General features: G+C 72.3%; 13 protein-coding genes. 2 read left to right on the forward strand and 11 right to left on the reverse strand.

From position 1 onward, the window contains the following. Window positions 1–133: 133 nt before the first annotated feature. On the reverse strand, window positions 134–1,591 hold the full coding sequence (gene ahcY, locus IPT68_RS14620; protein ID WP_189702284.1) for an adenosylhomocysteinase: 1,458 nt from the start codon (window positions 1,589–1,591) through the stop codon (window positions 134–136). A gap of 644 nt (window positions 1,592–2,235) precedes the next feature. Between ahcY and lepB the strand changes: the two genes are divergently transcribed. Continuing rightward, entirely contained in the window at window positions 2,236–2,904 is a 669-nt protein-coding gene (lepB, locus tag IPT68_RS14625) for a signal peptidase I (protein ID WP_228040463.1), read from the forward strand. 107 nt (window positions 2,905–3,011) lie between these two features. Here the strand turns inward: lepB and IPT68_RS14630 are convergent, their stop codons facing one another. From IPT68_RS14630 to IPT68_RS14660, 7 genes are all read right to left on the reverse strand, one after another. Beyond that, on the reverse strand, window positions 3,012–3,992 hold the full coding sequence (locus IPT68_RS14630; protein WP_194074089.1) for a cation diffusion facilitator family transporter: 981 nt from the start codon (window positions 3,990–3,992) through the stop codon (window positions 3,012–3,014). A 132-nt stretch (window positions 3,993–4,124) separates the two neighbouring features. Further along, on the reverse strand, window positions 4,125–5,276 hold the full coding sequence (gene manA / locus IPT68_RS14635) for a mannose-6-phosphate isomerase, class I (protein WP_189702287.1): 1,152 nt from the start codon (window positions 5,274–5,276) through the stop codon (window positions 4,125–4,127). Between the two features lie 150 nt (window positions 5,277–5,426). Beyond that, window positions 5,427–6,557: an SIS domain-containing protein gene (locus IPT68_RS14640; protein WP_189702288.1), complete on the reverse strand. Its 1,131-nt coding sequence runs from the start codon at window positions 6,555–6,557 to the stop codon at window positions 5,427–5,429. 89 nt (window positions 6,558–6,646) lie between these two features. Continuing rightward, the gene (locus IPT68_RS14645; RefSeq protein WP_115508402.1) at window positions 6,647–6,817 is read right to left on the reverse strand and encodes a Trm112 family protein; all 171 of its coding nucleotides are present in this window, start codon (window positions 6,815–6,817) and stop codon (window positions 6,647–6,649) included. A gap of 358 nt (window positions 6,818–7,175) precedes the next feature. Then, on the reverse strand, window positions 7,176–8,540 hold the full coding sequence (locus IPT68_RS14650) for a phosphomannomutase/phosphoglucomutase (RefSeq protein WP_189702289.1): 1,365 nt from the start codon (window positions 8,538–8,540) through the stop codon (window positions 7,176–7,178). A gap of 102 nt (window positions 8,541–8,642) precedes the next feature. Continuing rightward, entirely contained in the window at window positions 8,643–10,259 is a 1,617-nt protein-coding gene (locus IPT68_RS14655; protein ID WP_189702290.1) for an L-lactate permease, read from the reverse strand. A gap of 132 nt (window positions 10,260–10,391) precedes the next feature. Beyond that, the gene (locus IPT68_RS14660) at window positions 10,392–10,814 is read right to left on the reverse strand and encodes a DUF3499 domain-containing protein (RefSeq protein WP_053760356.1); all 423 of its coding nucleotides are present in this window, start codon (window positions 10,812–10,814) and stop codon (window positions 10,392–10,394) included. 294 nt (window positions 10,815–11,108) lie between these two features. Between IPT68_RS14660 and IPT68_RS14665 the strand changes: the two genes are divergently transcribed. Further along, window positions 11,109–11,558, forward strand: a complete 450-nt coding sequence (locus IPT68_RS14665) for a metallopeptidase family protein (RefSeq protein ID WP_189702298.1) — start codon at window positions 11,109–11,111, stop codon at window positions 11,556–11,558. Between the two features lie 16 nt (window positions 11,559–11,574). On the opposite strand, the gene IPT68_RS14670 is transcribed toward IPT68_RS14665, so the two are convergent. The 3 genes from IPT68_RS14670 to IPT68_RS14680 all read right to left on the reverse strand — a co-directional run bounded on the left by IPT68_RS14670 (window position 11,575) and on the right by IPT68_RS14680 (window position 17,240). After that, window positions 11,575–13,038: a DUF5719 family protein gene (locus tag IPT68_RS14670; protein WP_189702291.1), complete on the reverse strand. Its 1,464-nt coding sequence runs from the start codon at window positions 13,036–13,038 to the stop codon at window positions 11,575–11,577. Then, the gene (locus tag IPT68_RS14675) at window positions 13,035–16,739 is read right to left on the reverse strand and encodes a glycosyltransferase family 2 protein (RefSeq protein WP_189702299.1); all 3,705 of its coding nucleotides are present in this window, start codon (window positions 16,737–16,739) and stop codon (window positions 13,035–13,037) included. Before IPT68_RS14675 ends, IPT68_RS14670 begins: the two co-directional genes overlap by 4 nt. 237 nt (window positions 16,740–16,976) lie before the next feature. Beyond that, window positions 16,977–17,240 (reverse strand): WhiB family transcriptional regulator, encoded by a 264-nt coding sequence (locus IPT68_RS14680; RefSeq protein WP_003975777.1) that lies wholly within the window; start codon window positions 17,238–17,240, stop codon window positions 16,977–16,979. Between the last annotated feature and the right edge of the window lie 331 nt (window positions 17,241–17,571).

A 17,571-nucleotide genomic window follows, 5' to 3' on the forward strand; every position in this document is an offset into this window, starting at 1 on the left:
GACGAGTCGGTGACAGCTGGTACGGCCAAAGGGGCAGGCCCCCGGCACGGGGGTGCGGGGGCCTGCCTCGGAGGACCTGCTGCTGAGCTGCGCGTCAGTGCACGGGCGGCAGCTCAGCGGGCCGGCTGCGGACTCAGTAGCGGTAGTGGTCGGGCTTGTACGGGCCCTCGACCTCGACGCCGATGTACTCGGCCTGCTCGGGGCGGAGCGTGGTCAGCTTCACGCCGAGCGCGTCGAGGTGGAGACGGGCGACCTTCTCGTCGAGGTGCTTGGGCAGCACGTAAACGTCGGTCGGGTACTCGTCGGGCTTGGTGAACAGCTCGATCTGGGCCAGGGTCTGGTCCGCGAAGGAGTTGGACATCACGAACGACGGGTGACCGGTGGCGTTGCCCAGGTTCAGCAGGCGGCCCTCGGAGAGGACGATGATCTTCTTGCCGTCAGGGAAGGCCCAGGTGTGGACCTGCGGCTTGATCTCGTCCTTGACGATGCCGGGGACCTTGGCGAGGCCGGCCATGTCGATCTCGTTGTCGAAGTGGCCGATGTTGCCCACGATCGCCTGGTGCTTCATCTTGGCCATGTCCGAGGCCATGATGATGTCCTTGTTGCCGGTCGTGGTGATGAAGATGTCGGCCGTCTCGACGACCTCGTCGAGGGTCGTGACCTGGTAGCCGTCCATTGCCGCCTGGAGGGCGCAGATCGGGTCGATCTCGGTGACGATCACGCGGGCGCCCTGCCCGCGCAGGGACTCCGCGCAGCCCTTGCCCACGTCGCCGTAGCCGCAGACGACGGCGGTCTTGCCGCCGATCAGGGTGTCGGTGGCGCGGTTGATGCCGTCGACCAGGGAGTGGCGGCAGCCGTACTTGTTGTCGAACTTCGACTTCGTGACGGCGTCGTTGACGTTGATCGCCGGGAACAGGAGGGTGCCCTCGCGGTGCATCTCGTACAGGCGGTGGACGCCGGTCGTGGTCTCCTCGGTCACGCCGCGGATCTCGGACGCCAGCTGGGTCCACTTCTGCGGGGTCTCGCTCACGGTGCGGGTGAGCAGTTCGAGGATGATGCGGTGCTCGTCGGACTCGGCGGTGTCGGGCGAGGGGACCTTGCCGTCCTTCTCGTACTCGACGCCCTTGTGGACGAGGAGGGTGGCGTCACCACCGTCGTCCAGGATCATGTTCGGGCCGCCGGTGGGGGTGTTCGGCCAGGTCAGGGCCTGCTCGGTGCACCACCAGTACTCTTCCAGGGTCTCGCCCTTCCAGGCGAAGACCGGGATGCCCTGGGGGTTGTCGGGCGTGCCGTTCGGGCCGACGGCGATGGCGGCGGCCGCGTGGTCCTGGGTGGAGAAGATGTTGCAGGACGCCCAGCGGACCTGCGCGCCCAGGGCGACCAGGGTCTCGATGAGCACGGCGGTCTGCACGGTCATGTGCAGGGAGCCGGTGATCCGGGCGCCCTTGAGGGGCTGTGCCTCGGCGTACTCCTCGCGGATCGCCATCAGGCCCGGCATCTCGTGCTCGGCGAGGGTGATCTCCTTGCGGCCGAACTCGGCCAGGGAGAGGTCGGCGACCTTGAAGTCCTGTCGGGTGTCGACAGTGGTCATTGCGGGCTGCTCCTCGGGGTTGGGTCGAGGTGGGTACGGCTGATCTGCGCGGCGGCGGACACAAAGGTGCAAGGGTGCCCGAAGAGCACACAGGCATGCCAGCGTGCGCGCAGCGCAGTCCGTCGGAGGCCCTCTCTCCCTCGGCCGGTCCATCAGGGACCGCCCGACCGCCATCAGCAGCGACGTCTGACTCCGTCCCAAGCTACACCGGGCGGCCCAACCGCCCCCAGCCCGCCTACGAACAATTCACGCCGATCGCGACAACCGATCAACCGATCACCGTCGGCAGCGGACCGCCGGACGCCGGCGACAGCACACCGTCGAAGGAGCGATGTGGGTCGACGTAGCTGGTGAACCGGGTCTTCCGCCTCGCGGCCTGGCTTCGGAGAAGGAGACGGGTGTCGCAGATGCGCGGGTGATCGGGGCGTCCCGTCGTGTGTGCGGGGCTCCGGGACCGTGTTCCTGTGTGACGACCGTGTAAGGGGAACGACGTGACGAGTCCGGCCGGTCTTCGCTCAGCGCGATCCCGCCGCCCCGTGCGCCCGATGCGCATGCGGTGCGGCCCGGCAGGGGGCGATTCGGTGTTGTGCGGTCGCTAGCCTCTGTGTCCGCGGATGTTGCGCGTGTGGGGAGGGATCGGCGGGGTGGACGAGATACGTCGCGTCATGGTGGCGGGCTGGCTGGTGGGGGTCCTGGGGGCGGTGCTGGTGATCACCTCTCTGCTGTCCCTGCGGGCGGGCTACAAGCTGGTCACCGTGCAGGGGGAGAGCATGACGCCCACGTACGGCGTCGGTGATCCCGTCGTCGTGGAGCGCGTCGGCGCGGAGGAGGTGCGGCGGGGCGATGTCGTGCTGTACCGGGTTCCGGAGCGCTACCAGGACGCGCACGTCCTGCAGCGGGTCGTCGGCCTGGGCGGCGACCGAGTGGTGTGCTGTGCGGGGGCGGCGGGGACCGACAAAGAGCGGATCGTGCGCAACGGGGCGCCGCTCGTCGAGCCGTACGTCCGGGGCGGCATCGCCGACGGGACGCATCGGCCGTACGACGTGCGGGTGCCGGAGGGGCGGCTGTTCGTGCTCGGTGACTACCGGCTGAACGCACGGGACTCGCGGGCCTTCGTCTCCGATCACGGCGGCACGGTCCCCGGCTCGGCCGTCGTCGGCCGGGTGACGGGCGACTACGTCGTGCCGGTGCTGCTCGCCCTGCTTCTCCTGGTCGGGGTCCTGCTGCTGTTCGGCGCGGCGCTGCTCGTGGCAGGGGCCCGGGACGTGCGACGGCGGCCGTCGACGATGCGGCTGTGGCCGGAGCACTTCTGAAGCGCTGAAGCAGCGAAACACTGCTGAAGCCGTACGGCAGGGCCCCGCCGCTCCGGTGGGAGCGGCGGGGCCCTGTCGTACGGGTCGGTGACCGATGCGGTGCGGAATCAGTGGCCGGTGCCGTGCGGGGTCGGGCCGCCCGGGCTGGCCTCGCGGTCCGGGCCCTTGGCCGCTTCCGCCTCGCTGTAGATGTCCGGCTCCAGGTAGATGACGCGGGCGATCGGGACGGCCTCGCGGACGCGGGCTTCGGCGGCGTCGATGGCGGAGGCGATCTCGGTGGCCGTGCCGTCGTGGCGGACGGCGATCTTGGCGGCGACGAGGAGCTCCTCGGGGCCGAGGTGCAGCGTGCGCATGTGGATGACGCCGGTGACGGTGGTGCCGTCGACGACCGAGGCCTCGATCTTCCTGACGTCCTCCACGCCGGCCGCCTCGCCGAGCAGCAGCGACTTGGTCTCGGCGGCCAGGACGAGCGCGATCAGAATGAGCAGGACGCCGATGCACAGGGTGCCGATGCCGTCCCAGACGCTGTCGCCGGTGATCAGGGCCAGGCCGACGCCGCCGAGGGCGAGGATCAGGCCGACGAGCGCGCCGAGGTCCTCCAGGAGGACGACCGGCAGCTCCGGCGCCTTGGCGTGGCGGACGAACTCCTTCCAGGACTTCCGGCCGCGCAGGGCGTTGGACTCCTTGATGGCCGTCCGGAAGGAGAACGTCTCGGCGATGATCGCGAAGACCAGGACGCCGACCGGCCAGTACCAGTGCTCGATCTCGTGCGGGTGCTTGATCTTCTCGTAGCCCTCGTAGATGGCGAACATACCACCGACCGAGAAGAGGACGATCGAGACGAGGAAGGCGTAGATGTAGCGCTCGCGTCCGTAACCGAAGGGGTGCTCCGGAGTCGCCTCGCGCTGGGCCTTCTTGCCGCCGAGGAGCAGCAGGCCCTGGTTGCCGGAGTCGGCCACCGAGTGCACCGACTCGGCCAGCATCGAGGACGAGCCACTGAAGAGGAACGCCACGAACTTCGCTACCGCGATCGACAGATTGGCGAGCAGTGCCGCCACGATCGCCTTGGTGCCGCCTGACGCGCTCATGTGTTCGCGTTGTCCCTTCGTATGCCGTCCATCAGGGCTTCGCCCGCTCGCGGGCTTTGCCGGTCCTTTGCCGGTGGGCCATTGTTGCAGCCCGGTCCGACACCGGCGCGCCAGGTCGGTACACCCGCTGGATCAGGCCACCACGGTCGCCCTGAAAAGCGTTCCCGTACCGGACACTTCGGCCTTTTCACCGGCCGGTACGAAGACGGACTGCCCCGCCGTCAGCTCGTGCTCGCCCGCCCGCACCGACCCCGCCGTGCACAGCAGGATCTGCGGGGTCGGGCGCGTGAGGTCCCGGGTGGCGCCGCCCTCCGGGAGCACGTACCGGGAGAGCCGGAACTCGTCGATGGGAGTCTCGTAGACCTCCTCGCCGTCCGGGGACGCCGCCGGGCGCAGGACGCCGGGGTCGCTCGCCTCGAAGCGGACGACGCGCAGGAGTTCGGGGACGTCGACGTGCTTGGGGGTCAGGCCGCAGCGCAGGACGTTGTCGGAGTTGGCCATGATCTCGACGCCGAGGCCGTCGAGGTAGGCGTGCGGGATGCCGGCGCCGAGGTAGAGGGCCTCTCCCGGCTGGAGGCGGACGTGGTTGAGCAGCATCGCGGCGATCACGCCGGGGTCGCCCGGGTAGTGGTGGGCGAGGTCGGCGTACGGGGCGTGCGCGCCCCCGAGACGTGCGCAGGCCTCGGCGGACTCGGCGACCGTGCGGGCCATCTTCTCCGGGTCCGCGGTGAGAACGGCGGTGAGGACCTCACGCAGCGCCGCGTCCTCGGGGTCCGCGCGCAGCAGGTCGACGTACGGCTTGAGGGAGTCGACGCCGAGGGCGTCGAGCAGGTCCGCGGCCTCGTGCGGGGCGCGGAAGCCGCACAGACCGTCGAACTCGGTGAGCGCGCAGATCAGTTCCGGCTTGTGGTTGGCGTCCTTGTAGTTGCGGTGCGGGGCGTCCACGGGGACGCCGCGGCGCTCCTCCTCGGCGTAACCCTCCTTGGCCTGCTGCAGGTTGGGGTGCACCTGGAGGGAGAGCGGGGCGCCGGCGGCGAGGATCTTGAGGAGGAAGGGGAGGCGCGGACCGAACTTGGCGACGGCGGCCGAGCCCAGCTCCTGCTCGGGGGCGGCCGCGATGACGTCGACGAGCGTGCCGCGCTCGGTGCGCGAGGGTGCGCCCGGGTGGGCACCCATCCACACCTCCGCCTGGGGTTCGCCGGTCGGCTCGACGCCGAGCAGCTGCGGGATCGCGGTGGTGGAACCCCAGGCGTAGGGGCGGACGGTGTTGTCGAGGCGGTCCATACGGTTCTCTCTGCCGGTTCTGTGTGCGGAGGACGTGCGCACGAAAGACGTCCGGCGCCTCGCGCACGGCGTCGTGCGTACGACGTCGGTCTTCTCCGTGTTCGGGCGCCGTTTCCCTCTCGTACGAAGGTCGGGGCGTGCTGGATCAGATCAGGCCCTCGATGTGAGCGCCAGGTAAACGGCGGCGAAATCCGTGATGGCGATCAGTTCGGAGAGGGTCTCCAGTTCGCCGCCGGCCTCCGGCTCCAGCTCGCTGATCGGCGTGTCGTGGCTGAGGGCCAGGTCACGGGCGGCGGGAGCGGCGGTGAGGCCGCCGATCGGGCGGTCGCGCAGCAGCACCACGCGCGCGTGCAGGGCAGGCGGCTCCTCCACCCGGTCACGGAAGAAGTCGTCGGGGTCGGCGCTGGCCGCGAGCGGGCCGGCGAGCAGGGCGCTGTGCTCGGCGAGCGCCTCGGGGAGTTCGGCGACGACGGCGGGCCGGCCGGACAGTTCGGCGAGCGCGGCGGCGAAACGGCGGCCCGCCGGGCCGGCCGATGAGCCCTCCGTCCAGATCACCGGGAGCGCGTCGGCGAGTTCGGCGGCCAGGGTCTTGGCGGCATTGCTGTACGTCGCGATGGCAGGCCCGCAGCGTTCGGCGATGTGGTCGAGCCGATCGGCGACCTTCTCCAGGGCGTCCGGCGCGGCGGCGAGCAGGCCGATGCGGTCCAGCAGCGCGAGCAGCGGCGTGAGCAGCGCCCACAGCACACCGGGGGCGGACGCGGCGAGGGGTTCGTCCTGCTCGTACGGGGCGGTCGCCATCGGTACGAAGAGGCCGTGGGCGGCGCCGGCGACGGCATCGGCGAGCGGGGTGCCGGCGGGGGCCACGGCGGCCACCGTGCAGCCGCGGCGGTAGGCCTGCTCGGCGAGCAGGGACAGGCCCGGTTCGGTACCGTCCGGGGTGGCGATCAGGAGCAGGTCGACGGAGCCGGCCCAGCCGGGGAGTTCCCAGCGCAGGGCGCCCGCGGCGGGGGCGACGCCGGTGGGGGCGAGGCGGGCGACGGGGCTGCCGGGACCGGCCAATGTGCCGAGCAGGTCGGCGGCGTGGGTCGCGGCGGCACCGGGGCCGGCGATGAGGACGGCGCGCGGGCGACCGTCGGGTTTCAGCTCGCCGACTCCCGCCTCGGTGGCGTGCCGGGCGGCGGTGCGGACGCGGGCACCGGCCTCGGCGGCGCCGCGCAGCAGGCCGCGCTGGTCGGCCTGGGCGAGGCCCTCCGGGGAGTCGAGCAGCGATTCGTCGAGCATGGGCGGCAGCCTCCGAACGCCGGGGGTCGTTTGTGCGGGCGGCGGGTCCGTCTTGCGCCGGCCTGGTGCGCGCGGGCGTCTACGGGCCGTTACGCCGGGCGGCGGGCCTCGTCGACGAGGAGGACGGGGATGCCGTCGCGGACGGGGTACGCCAGGCCGCAGTCCTGGCCGGTGCATACCAGCTCGGTGTCCCGCTCCTCGAGGGGAGCGTGACAGGCCGGGCAGGCGAGGATCTCCAGAAGGCCGGCTTCGAGCGGCATGGGGCGTCCCTTCGGGCGGGTGTGTGTACCCGTGCGGGTACGTGTGGTCGTGCGGATGTGCCTGGTCAGGGTACCGCCGTCGGGGCGGGCTGTGTCGGGATCCGGGTGGCACGGTCGGCACGGCCGGAGGGGGACGGCTGCGGGAGGCCAGGGCGGCGGGCCGAGAGGAGGGGTGACAGGCGCACAGAGCGACTGGGGCAGAGGGGACGGCTCCAGGCGCAGCCGGCGACCCCTGGCGCTCCCCTCGCCCACTCCAGCTCACCTGGGCCGCATGAGTCCCGCAGCGCTCGGCTCAGCCCGCAAGAATCAGCACAGCCCCGGCCCGGCAAGGACCAGCCGGCCCCCGCCCACGACCAGCTCATCCCCGAATGATCGCCAAAGCCTCGTCCCGCACCTTCGCCATGGTCACCTCGTCCCGCGCCTCCGCGTTCAGGCGCAGCAGCGGCTCGGTGTTGGAGGGGCGGACGTTGAACCACCAGTCCTCGGCCGTGATCGTGAGGCCGTCGAGTTCGTCGAGGGTGACGCCCTCGCGGCCCTCGAACGCCGACCTGAGCGCGGCCAGCCGGGCCTGCTGGTCGTCGACGGTGGAGTTGATCTCGCCGGACCCGGCGTACCGGTCGTACTGGTCGACCAAGGAGGACAGCGGGCCCTCCTGGCCGCCGAGCGCCGCCAGGACGTGGAGGGCGGCCAGCATGCCCGTATCGGCGTTCCAGAAGTCGCGGAAGTAGTAGTGCGCGGAGTGCTCGCCGCCGAAGATCGCGCCGGTGCGCGCCATCTCGGCCTTGATGAAGGAGTGGCCGACACGGGTGCGGATCGGCGTGCCGCCGTTCTCCCGCACGACCTCGGGGACCGTCCAGGACGTGATCAGGTTGTGGATGACGACGCCCTCGCCGCCGTGCCTGGCCAGCTCGCGCGCGGCGACCAGCGCGGTGATGGCGGACGGCGAAACGGGGTCGCCGTTCTCGTCGACGACGAAGCAGCGGTCGGCGTCGCCGTCGAAGGCGATGCCGAGGTCGGCGCCCTCGGCGCGCACGCGCTCCTGGAGGTCGACGATGTTGGCCGGGTCCAGCGGGTTCGCCTCGTGGTTGGGGAACGTGCCGTCCAGCTCGAAGTACATCGGCACGAGGTCCAGGGGCAGGCCCGAGAAGACCGTGGGGACCGTGTGGCCGCCCATGCCGTTGCCGGCGTCGACGACGACCTTCAGGGGGCGGATGGAGGTCAGGTCGACGAGGGAGCGCAGGTGGGCCGCGTAGTCCTCCAACGTGTCGCGCTGCGTGATCGTTCCCCGCTGCGCCACCGGCTCGGGGGCGCCCGACTCGCTCCACCGCTCGACGAGTTCGCGGATCTCGGCGAGGCCGGTGTCCTGGCCGACCGGTGCGGCGCCCGCGCGGCACATCTTGATCCCGTTGTACTTGGCCGGGTTGTGCGACGCGGTGAACATGGCGCCGGGCAGGTTCAGCGCGCCCGACGCGTAGTACAGCTGGTCGGTGGAGCAGAGGCCGATCTCGGTGACGTCGACGCCGCGCAGCGCCGCCCCGCGCGCGAAGGCGCGGGACAGGCCGGGGGACGAGGGCCGCATGTCGTGCCCGATCACGATCGCGTCGGCGCCGGTCACCTGGACGAAGGCCGCCCCGAAGAGCTCGGCCAGCGGCTCGTCCCACTGGTCCGGGACGACCCCGCGAACGTCGTACGCCTTCACGATCTGCGACAGATCAGCAGCCACGGCCAACCCTCCTGAAAGTCCTATCGGTGCACCCAAACTACCCGCCCGAGCTGACAACGCACTGTGTGGAAGCAAAGTGGTCGTCCAGACGTAACCCTGAGGTCAGGGCAGCATCCAGCCGAGCACCGGTGAACTCTGGCCGACCACAATCAGACACATCACGAGCAGCAGTCCCAGACTCCAGGGCAGCACCTTGCGCAGCAGATCTCCCTCACGGCCCGCGAGCCCGACGGCAGCGCAGGCGATGGTGAGGTTCTGCGGGGAGATCATCTTGCCGAGGACGCCGCCCGAGCTGTTGGCGGCGGCCAGCAGTTCCGGCGACAGCCCCGACTCGCGCGCGGCGGTCACCTGCAGCGCCCCGAACAGGGCGTTGGCCGAGGTGTCCGAACCGGACACGGCGACGCCGAACCACCCCAGGACCGGCGACAGGAACGCCAGCCCCGCGCCGGCCGCCGCCACGAAGTGGCCGATGGTGCCCGCCTGTCCGGAGAGGTTCATGACGTACGCGAGGGCCAGTACGGAGGTCACCGTCAGGATCGCGAACCGCAGCTCGTACACCGTCGCGAGCCATTCCTTGACCGCCACGCGCGCGTGCACCCCGATCACGAACGCCGTGCACACCCCGGCGAGCAGCACGAGCGTGCCGCCGGTGGAGACGATCGGCCACGTGAACACGTTGCCGCCGACCCGCTCCCCGTCCGGTCCGAGGACGTCCAGCAGGGGCCAGTCGTACGTCTGCGTCGCCCGGGCCAGCCAGTCCTTGACCGCCGGGATCTGCGCCACGGAGAAGACGGCCACGATCAGCGCGTACGGGGCGTACGCCCGCACGACCTCGGCGCGCGGGTCCTCCTCGTCCAGTTCCTCGCTCCGTACGCCGGTCAGCACGGACGCGCGGACGGGTTCCGCGGCGGGCCTGCGGGCCTGCGGTACGGCGACCAGGGCGCCCGCGCCGGCCAAGGCGGCGGCGATGTCGGCGAGTTGCGCGGAGAGGTAGTTGGAGGCGGCGAACTGGGCCACGGCGAAGGCGACTCCGCACACCACGGCCGGCACCCAGGTCTCCCGCAGCCCACGCCGCCCGTCGACGAGCCCGATCAGCACCAGCGGCACCACGAGGGCCAGCAGCGGGGTCTGACGCCCCACCACGGAGGCGACGTCCTCCAGCGGCAGCCCGGTGACCTGCGCGAGTGTCACCACCGGTGTGCCCATGGCGCCGAACGCCACGGGCGCGGTGTTGGCGACCAGCGCGACGATCGCGGCCTTCACCGGTTCGAAGCCGAGGGCGACGAGCATCACCGAGCAGATCGCGACCGGCGCACCGAACCCGGCGAGCGCTTCCAGCAGGGCCCCGAAGCAGAAGGCGACGACGAGCGCCTGGATGCGCGGATCGTCGGACAGCCGCCCGAAGGACCGGCGCAGGATGTCGAAGTGCCGCGTCCGGACGGTCATCCGGTACACCCACAGGGCGTTGACGACGATCCACAGGATGGGGAAGAGCCCGAACACGGCTCCCTGGGCGGCGCTGGAGAGCGTCTGGTCCAGCGGCATGCCGTACGCGAGCCAGGCGACCAGGACGGCCGCGAGCAGACCCGCGAGGCCCGCCAGGTGGGCCTTCATGCGCACGCCGCCGAGCAGGACCAGGACGATCACGAGGGGCAGGGCCGCCACCAGGGCGGACAGGCCGAGTGAGCCGGCGACGGGTTCCAGTTCCTGGACGTACACAAGCGCCTCCCCGGGTTCCGCGATGCGGAAAACGATTTCTCACGGGTAAACGGAATGATCGTGTCCGCGACAAGCCGCAGTCAATGGGCGTGCAGCATGCAACAAAAACGGAAGGAGAGGCGGAGCGGGCGCTCAGTTGTCGGGCGAGCGCAGAACCCGCAGGTGGCCACGGCGCGCGACCTCCATCGGGTCCGCCGCGCGACCACCGCCGCCGGCCTGAGCCGCGCGCTCCTGCGGACGGGCGGCCTCGCGCACCGCGTTGGCGAGCGCTTCCAGGTCGTCACCGCTGGGGCGGGCCGGAGCCGAACCGTCGAGGAGCCGGACGACCTCCCAGCCGCGGGGGGCGGTGAGGCGCTCGGAGTGCTCGGCGCACAGGTCGTAGCAGTGGGGTTCGGCGTAGGTGGCGAGCGGGCCGAGGACCGCGGTCGAGTCGGCGTAGACGTACGTCAGCGTCGCTACGGCGGGACGGCCGCAAGCGGTGCGCGAACAGCGACGTACAGGGCTCACGACGTTGGACGGTACCGCACTCTTGAGCGGGCCGCGACGACTCTCCACCAGGTCACTCCACCGTGTCGTGTGGCGAGAGGCCCCACAGGCCCCTCTCGCCACACCCGGCTGACCTGCGCGGACAGGCCCACCCGGTGTCTCGTACGACTACGAAACCGGTCAACACCGCACATAAACGCCACCAGTTGCCTCACGATCGCCGGTCTCGGAGAGATATGGAATCGAGCCCAACCTTGGCTGGAATGGTCATCCTGTGACATGCCGTGCGGCGGCGGGCGAAGGTCCGGAATGACGCGTGGGCGCCGGGCACGCGCCCGGCGCGAGGACTACGCTTCACCAGTGATGGACAACCGAGTACCGCCCCGTGCCGCAGGCCCCGGGCCCCGCCGCCGTGATCGTCACGGACGGGGCATGCGCGGCCCGATCGCGCCCCCTCAGGTGCCGCTCGCGGCGAGCCGTGCCGAGGCGTTCGCGGATCTGGTGCAGGACTCCGTGGAGCGCCTGGAACGGCGGTGGCCGCAGCTTGCCGACATCGATTTCCTCGTCCTGGAAGTGCCGAGGCTGGACGGCCCCGGGCAGGTGTGGAACGACGAGGCGGTGCCGCTCGGCGGCATCGTTCCGGCCCGTGAGGGGCGTCCCGCGCGGGTGGTCGTCTACCGGCGTCCCGTCGAGATCCGCACCAAGGGCCGCGACGAGCGGGCGGCACTGGTGCACGAGGTCGTCGTCGAGCAGGTCGCCGAGCTGCTCGGACTGACACCGGAGACGGTGGATCCGCGGTACGGGGAGGAGTGAGCCGGCGGCGTGCCGCCTACCTCTGCACCACCGACAGGTCCTGCTCCGCCTCCGGCACGGCCACCGTCCCCCGGTCGTCGGGGAGCGTCTGGATGGTGAAGGCCGGGACGCCGTCCTGCGTCGCCGTGAGGGTCCGGGACGCGTAGACCGCGCCACCCGAGACCGACTCCACCGTCAGCGCGTAGGTGCCCTTCAGGCCGCTCGGCACCGGCACCTCGACGTCCTGCGTCGTGCCCGCCTCGACCGTGTACGTCTTCGACTCCGCCGCGCCCGGCTCGGTACCCGCCGACGCCGTCACCTTGACCTGCGCCGACTCCCCCGGCGCGGCCGCCAGCGACAGGGTCACGCCCTTCGCGGTGTTGCCGACCGCCGTCGCCCGCGCCCCGACGGCCCGGGCGGCGGGGATGAACGCCGTCTCCTGGGAGCCGCCCTTGCCGCGCACCACCTGCACGGCCGCCACCACGGGCACCGCCCGGTCCGTGGGCGTCAGGACCAGCGATCCGGCCTCGCCCCGGGTGACGTCCCCGAGGTCGACCGCGGTCGTCGCGCCCGACTTCACGTGCAGGGTCTCCTGCCCGGCGGGCGTGATCAGCCCGTTCGGGGAGGCGAGCCGCACCTCCAGGTCCGCGTCGGCGTCCCCCGGCGTGAACGCGACCAGCCGCACTGCCGTCGCGTCCTTGGGGATCCCCGGCAGCACCAGGCTCCCCGCGGGATCCGCGGCCGCCGCCAGCCAGTCGCCGCCCGCCTCGTCGTCCAGGGCCTGCACCGCGGCACCGACCCGCCCGCTGCGGACGTTCACATGAACCGTGAGGTCGGCCTCCGCGGCCTCGGTCAGCGTCGACAGCAGCACCGGCTCGCTGGAATTCGGCGCGACGGTGATGCCCTCGCCCACCGTGGACTCCAGCGCGCCGTCCTTGCCGTACAGCTCGATGTCCACCACGGCGGCGGAGTCGTCCGGGTTGGTCAGGTGCACGTAGTCGGTCCGCCCGTCGGCCGTACTGGCGCCCGGGAACCAGAAATCGGTGTCCGGCGCCGAGCAGGCGATCCCCAGCAGCCCCCGCCCGGCACCGGCGCTGACCTCGGTCGTCTCCTGGACGGTCCACCCGGGCGCGAACGTGCCCTCCGCCGTGCCGATCAGCGCGGGCGCGTCGCCGCCCGAGGTCTCTCCGGAGACCGGCGAGCCGGGCTCCCCGGGTTCCAGCACGGGTTTGCCGGCCTCGCCGTCGCCGGCCGGCCGCAACGCGCCCTTGCCCTGGGCGCCCGTGCCCTCGGTGACCGGTGTGAAGGAGGTGTACGTCGTCTCGGCGAGGTCGGAGGTGCTGGGCGCGGGGCAGGCCAGACTCGTGCGCTCCACCGGCAACCGGGCCGCCGCCCTTGCGGTGTCCGTGCCGGTCGCCTCCGGGGCGGACAGCGTGGCGAACCCGGTGAGGGCGGCGAGCGCGCCGACGCCGGCGATCAGGGACAGGGTGGTGCGGTTCACTGCTGACTCCCGTCGGGGCGCTCACTGCCGCTGCCATGCGGGCGCTGCTGCGCCGGGTCGTACGTCGGGTCATAGCCCTGCTGGTACTGGTCGTACGACTGCTCGTACGCCCCCGGCTGCGGCGAGCCCCCGTACGCGTACGGGTCGTACTGCCCGCCCTGGTAGGGGTCCGCCTGGTACTGGTCGTTCTGGTACGGCTGCCCGTACCCGTCCGCCGGGTACTGCCCGCCGGCGCCCTCGTACTGCTCCGCGGCGTACGTGCCGTACTCGGCATCCGCGTAGCCGGTGGTGTCTCCTTGCCAGGCTCCGACGTCCTCGCCCGGGGGGACCCCCATGGCGTACGACTGCTGCTGGGGAACCGGCACCGGCGTCTCCTGCTGCGCCGGAGAGGGGAACTCCTCGTCCCGGGCGGCCTCTTCGGCCTCGGCCTGGGCCCGCAGGCGGCGGGCGCGGCGGCCCTCACCGGCGACGGCCTGCGCGGGGATCGCCTGCTCCTCGGGGAGGTCGTCGTCGACGTCGCGGCGCCGCCCGGGCAGGGCGAGCACGACGAGGACGACGGCCAGGAAGCCCTGCGCCCACAGCCAGGCGGTGTGGCCGACCGGGTCGTCGTAGGTGACGTCCAGCGTGCCGCCCTCGGTGGGGAGTTCGAAGCCCTGGGCCCAGCCGTCGACGGTGGTGCGGGTGAGCGGCCTGCCGTCAAGGGTGGCGGTCCAGCCCTCGGACGCGGTGTCCGCCAGGCGCAGGACCCGGCCGTCCGTTCCGCCGGGGATCTTGGTGTGGATCTCGACGGGTCCGGCGGCGACCGGCTCCGGGTCGCCCGAGCCGGAGGCCGGGACGATCACCGCGCGCGCGACCTGGCGGTCCACGCGCCACAGGGCGCTGCCGTCCTGCTGGCTGAGCCGGCTCAGGCCGGGCGTCGCGTCCAGGACGCGGCTGACCTCACGGGGCGCGCCCTTGTGCACCAGGACGTAGCGCACGGCGAAGTCGCCGAGCTGGTCGGCCTGGTCGGCGCCGGAACCGGCGACGAGGTTGGCGACCACCTTGTCGAGGGCGGCGTTGGAGCCGTCGGCCGCGGCCAGCTCGGCGTCGCCGAGGCGGGCGCCGGAGCCGCGGACCAGGGTGTAGCCGACGTGGGCGGGCGAGTCGCTGTCGAGGACGAGGGTGCGGGCCTGGTCACGCGTGTTGCTCTCCTCGGCGACGAACGCGGGCACCTGCACCGGGTCGCGGCGCTCCACGGGGCTGTCGGCGCCGCGGAGCATCCAGCCGGAGGCGACGAGCAGCGGGCCCGCGGCCGAGGCGAAGACGATCAGCGCGGCGACCGGCTGGCGCCAGCCGAAGCTCTGCTCGGCCACCCGTTCGCGTGCGCCCTCGGCGCCCATCACGGCGGCCGTGAGGAGCGCGATGCCGTAGACGAGGGTGGCGGGACCCGCCCAGGCGGAGCTGTTGGACAGCACCGCGAAGAGCAGGCCCACCAGGGCGACGGCCCAGGCCGTCCAGATGCCCGAGCGGCGCTCGTCGCGCAGCAGGGCGGCCAGCGCGGCCAGCACGATGCCGATCAGCATCAGGCCGCTGACGGTGCCGGGGCCGCCCGGGCTGGCGCCGAGCAGGTCGAGGGCGGAGGCGGCCGAGTCGCCGTACTCCAGACCGGCCTCGCGGAAGAAGCCGAACGGCAGCAGGGACAGCGACCAGGGGGCGAGGACCAGCAGGGGGGTGCCCAGCTGGGTCAGGAAGCGCAGGCCGTAGGCGGTGATGTCGCCGCGGCGTACGGCGAGCAGCGCGACGCCGAGGACCAGCGCGACGGGCCACACGATCGGCGTGAACGCGGTAGTGACGGTCAGCAGCAGGGCGTACGCCCAGGTGGCGCGCCAACTGCCGCGTGCGCCGGTGGGGTTCGTGAGACCGCTCGCCGCGACGGCCGCCCGCGCGAGGAGCGGCAGCAGCACGGCGAGGACGGCGGTGCCGAGCCGGCCGCCGGCAAGGGCGCCGGTGGCGGCGGGCAGGAAGGCGTAGACGACGGCCGCCCAGGCGCGCAGCAGCCGGGACTCGACGAGCGGGCGGGAGCCGAAGTACGCCGTGACCCCGGCCAGGGGCACCGAGCAGACCAGCAGCACCGTGACCGCGAGGCCCGTGGAACCGAGCAGCACGGAGGCCAGCATCGCCACCAGCGCGAGGTACGGCGGTGCGGACGCGTCCCCGCCGGCGCCCACCGGGTGCCAGGAGTCGAGGTAACGCGACCACAGCTCACCGGAGTCGGCGGGAGCGGGCAACAGGGCGCCGCCCGCGAGGGAGCCGCCGCCGAGGAGTTGGCGGCAGGCGACCAGCGAGACGAACAGCAGCACCAGGAAGAGCATCGGGCCGGGGTTGCGGGCGATGCGCTTCAGACGGGCGAACTGCTCGATCTGCAGGAAGTCCGCGTCGTCGCCGCCGGGCCCGGACTCGACCGCGCCGCCGTGCCGTCCGGCGCCGGAGGTGACCTCCGGGTCGGAGCGGCCGACGACGCTGCCCGCCACCTGTTCGACGGTGGCCCGTACGGTCGCGCCGGGCGGTGGGAACAGGGGCCGCAGCTCGCCCTTGTCGACCACCGGCCGGCCACGCCTTCGGCGGCCCGCGACGATCCGCTCGGGCCGCAGCAGCACGCTCAGCAGACCGCGGATCTCGTCGACCGCCTGCCCCGGCACCTTGCCGACCAGGTAGGCGAGGGTGCGCAGCAGCGTGCCGAGGACGAGGCGGAACAGCACCCAGGGCAGCGTGGCCGTACGGGCGTTGACGAGCAGGGTGTAGACGGCGCCGGCCTTGTCGACCTTGTGCGGGGAGGCGGTGGTGCGGCCCGCGCAGTCGACGGTGCGGCGCTCGCGGGAGGCCGCCTCGGCGTGGCGTACCACCGCGTCGGGGGCGACGAGAACCCGGTGGCCGGCGGCGTGGGCGCGCCAGCACAGGTCGACGTCGTCGCGCATCAGCGGCAGGCGCCGGTCGAATCCGCCGAGCTGTTCGAAGACATCTCGCCGGATCAGCATGCCGGCGGTGGACACGGAGAGCACGGGCCGTACGTGGTCGTGTTGGCCCTGGTCCTGTTCGCGGCGGTCCAGGCCGGTCCAGCGGCGGCCGGAGTTGGCGATGGTGACGCCGACCTCGAGGAGCTGCCTGCGGTCGTACCAGCCGCGCAGCTTGGGGCCGACGACGGCCACGTCGTCACGGCCCAGCACGAGTTCGTTCTCCACCACCCGCAGCAGCTCGGCCAGGGTGTCGGGTTCGGGGGCGCAGTCGTCGTGCAGCAGCCACAGCCACTGCACCGGCTCCCCGTACGGCAGGTCGGGCAGGTCGTAGGCGTCGTCGCGCCAGGTGCGGGTGCCGGGGTCCCAGCCGCTCGGGCGCTTCAGGTACGGCAGGTCCTCCGGGGTGAGGAGGGGCGCGGTGCGGTTGGCCTCCTCGACGGCCTGGCCGAAGCCGGTGCGCCGGGCGAGGTGGAGCACGCGGTCGGGGCCGAGGGCGTCGGTGACCAACTGGGCGGAGTCGTCGGCGCTGCCGGTGTCGGCGGCCATGACGTACTGAACCGGCCGCTCCTGGCCGGCCAGCCCGGCCAGCGCGTCGGGCAGCCAGCGGGCGCCGTCGTGGGAGACGAGGACCGCGGTCACCACATGACGCGGAAACTCTGGTGTGGCAGCGGCATCGTGCTGGGCTGCCGTGTGGCTGTGCACGGACATCGAGGTACGGGCCCCGGTTCGGTGGACTGCGGTGGACACGTGCGCCGCGTGTCTGCGGCGGGGTGTCTCGGACGAGCGACCACACTATCGGCAGAACCAGGAGGGGCGGCGCGGAGCGCCTCGATGAGGGGTGGTGGTCGGGCGACGGGCGGGCGACGACGGCCCGCCGCCCGTGGACGACCCACCCGCGACGGGCCGTTCGCCCGGAACGTACGAAGACGATGCCTGCCGTTCGGATCAGACGGCCGCCTTCTTCAGGCGGCGGCGCTCACGTTCGGACAGACCGCCCCAGATGCCGAATCTCTCGTCGTTGGCCAGGGCGTACTCGAGGCATTCGGAGCGGACCTCGCAGGCGAGACAGACCTTCTTGGCCTCTCGGGTCGAGCCGCCCTTCTCGGGGAAGAAGGACTCGGGGTCGGTCTGGGCGCACAGCGCGCGCTCCTGCCAGCCGAGTTCCTCGTCCGCGTCGTCGACCAGCAGTTGCTGCACCAGCTCGGTCATGTGCGCCCCTCGTCTGTCTTTCGCGTCCCCGTGATGTAGCCGTTACCGATTCCGGCTGAACGACACGAGTGAAATTACAAGTGTGCTGCTCCGGGCGAGTCAAGCCGAGATCTGCTATTGGGCCCCTTATTCACTCTGCGGAACCAAGGCCATGCGGAAAGTGTTCAAATCGGCATAAACCTTGACACGCCGCCGAGGCCCGGGAGGTCACCGACCCCATACGGACCCACTACGGAGAAGGACGCCCACTGGCTCAATCTCGTTCCGCCGCGCACGCCGAAGCGAACCGGATCACAGTCGGATCACGGGATCGCAACGAGGCTTGCGCGCC

The organism is Streptomyces chromofuscus, from assembly GCF_015160875.1.
GTDB lineage: Bacteria > Actinomycetota > Actinomycetes > Streptomycetales > Streptomycetaceae > Streptomyces > Streptomyces chromofuscus.

What these genes read in the sequence shown, in the direction of transcription:
- ahcY (WP_189702284.1), bottom strand. Translation starts at nt 1,591, where the DNA reads ATGACCACTGTCGACACCCGACAGGACTTCAAGGTCGCCGACCTCTCC.
- IPT68_RS14630 (WP_194074089.1), bottom strand. Translation starts at nt 3,992, where the DNA reads ATGAGCGCGTCAGGCGGCACCAAGGCGATCGTGGCGGCACTGCTCGCC.
- manA (WP_189702287.1), bottom strand. Translation starts at nt 5,276, where the DNA reads ATGGACCGCCTCGACAACACCGTCCGCCCCTACGCCTGGGGTTCCACC.
- IPT68_RS14640 (WP_189702288.1), bottom strand. Translation starts at nt 6,557, where the DNA reads ATGCTCGACGAATCGCTGCTCGACTCCCCGGAGGGCCTCGCCCAGGCC.
- IPT68_RS14645 (WP_115508402.1), bottom strand. Translation starts at nt 6,817, where the DNA reads ATGCCGCTCGAAGCCGGCCTTCTGGAGATCCTCGCCTGCCCGGCCTGT.
- IPT68_RS14665 (WP_189702298.1), top strand. Translation starts at nt 11,109, where the DNA reads ATGGACAACCGAGTACCGCCCCGTGCCGCAGGCCCCGGGCCCCGCCGC.
- IPT68_RS14675 (WP_189702299.1), bottom strand. Translation starts at nt 16,739, where the DNA reads ATGTCCGTGCACAGCCACACGGCAGCCCAGCACGATGCCGCTGCCACA.
- IPT68_RS14680 (WP_003975777.1), bottom strand. Translation starts at nt 17,240, where the DNA reads ATGACCGAGCTGGTGCAGCAACTGCTGGTCGACGACGCGGACGAGGAA.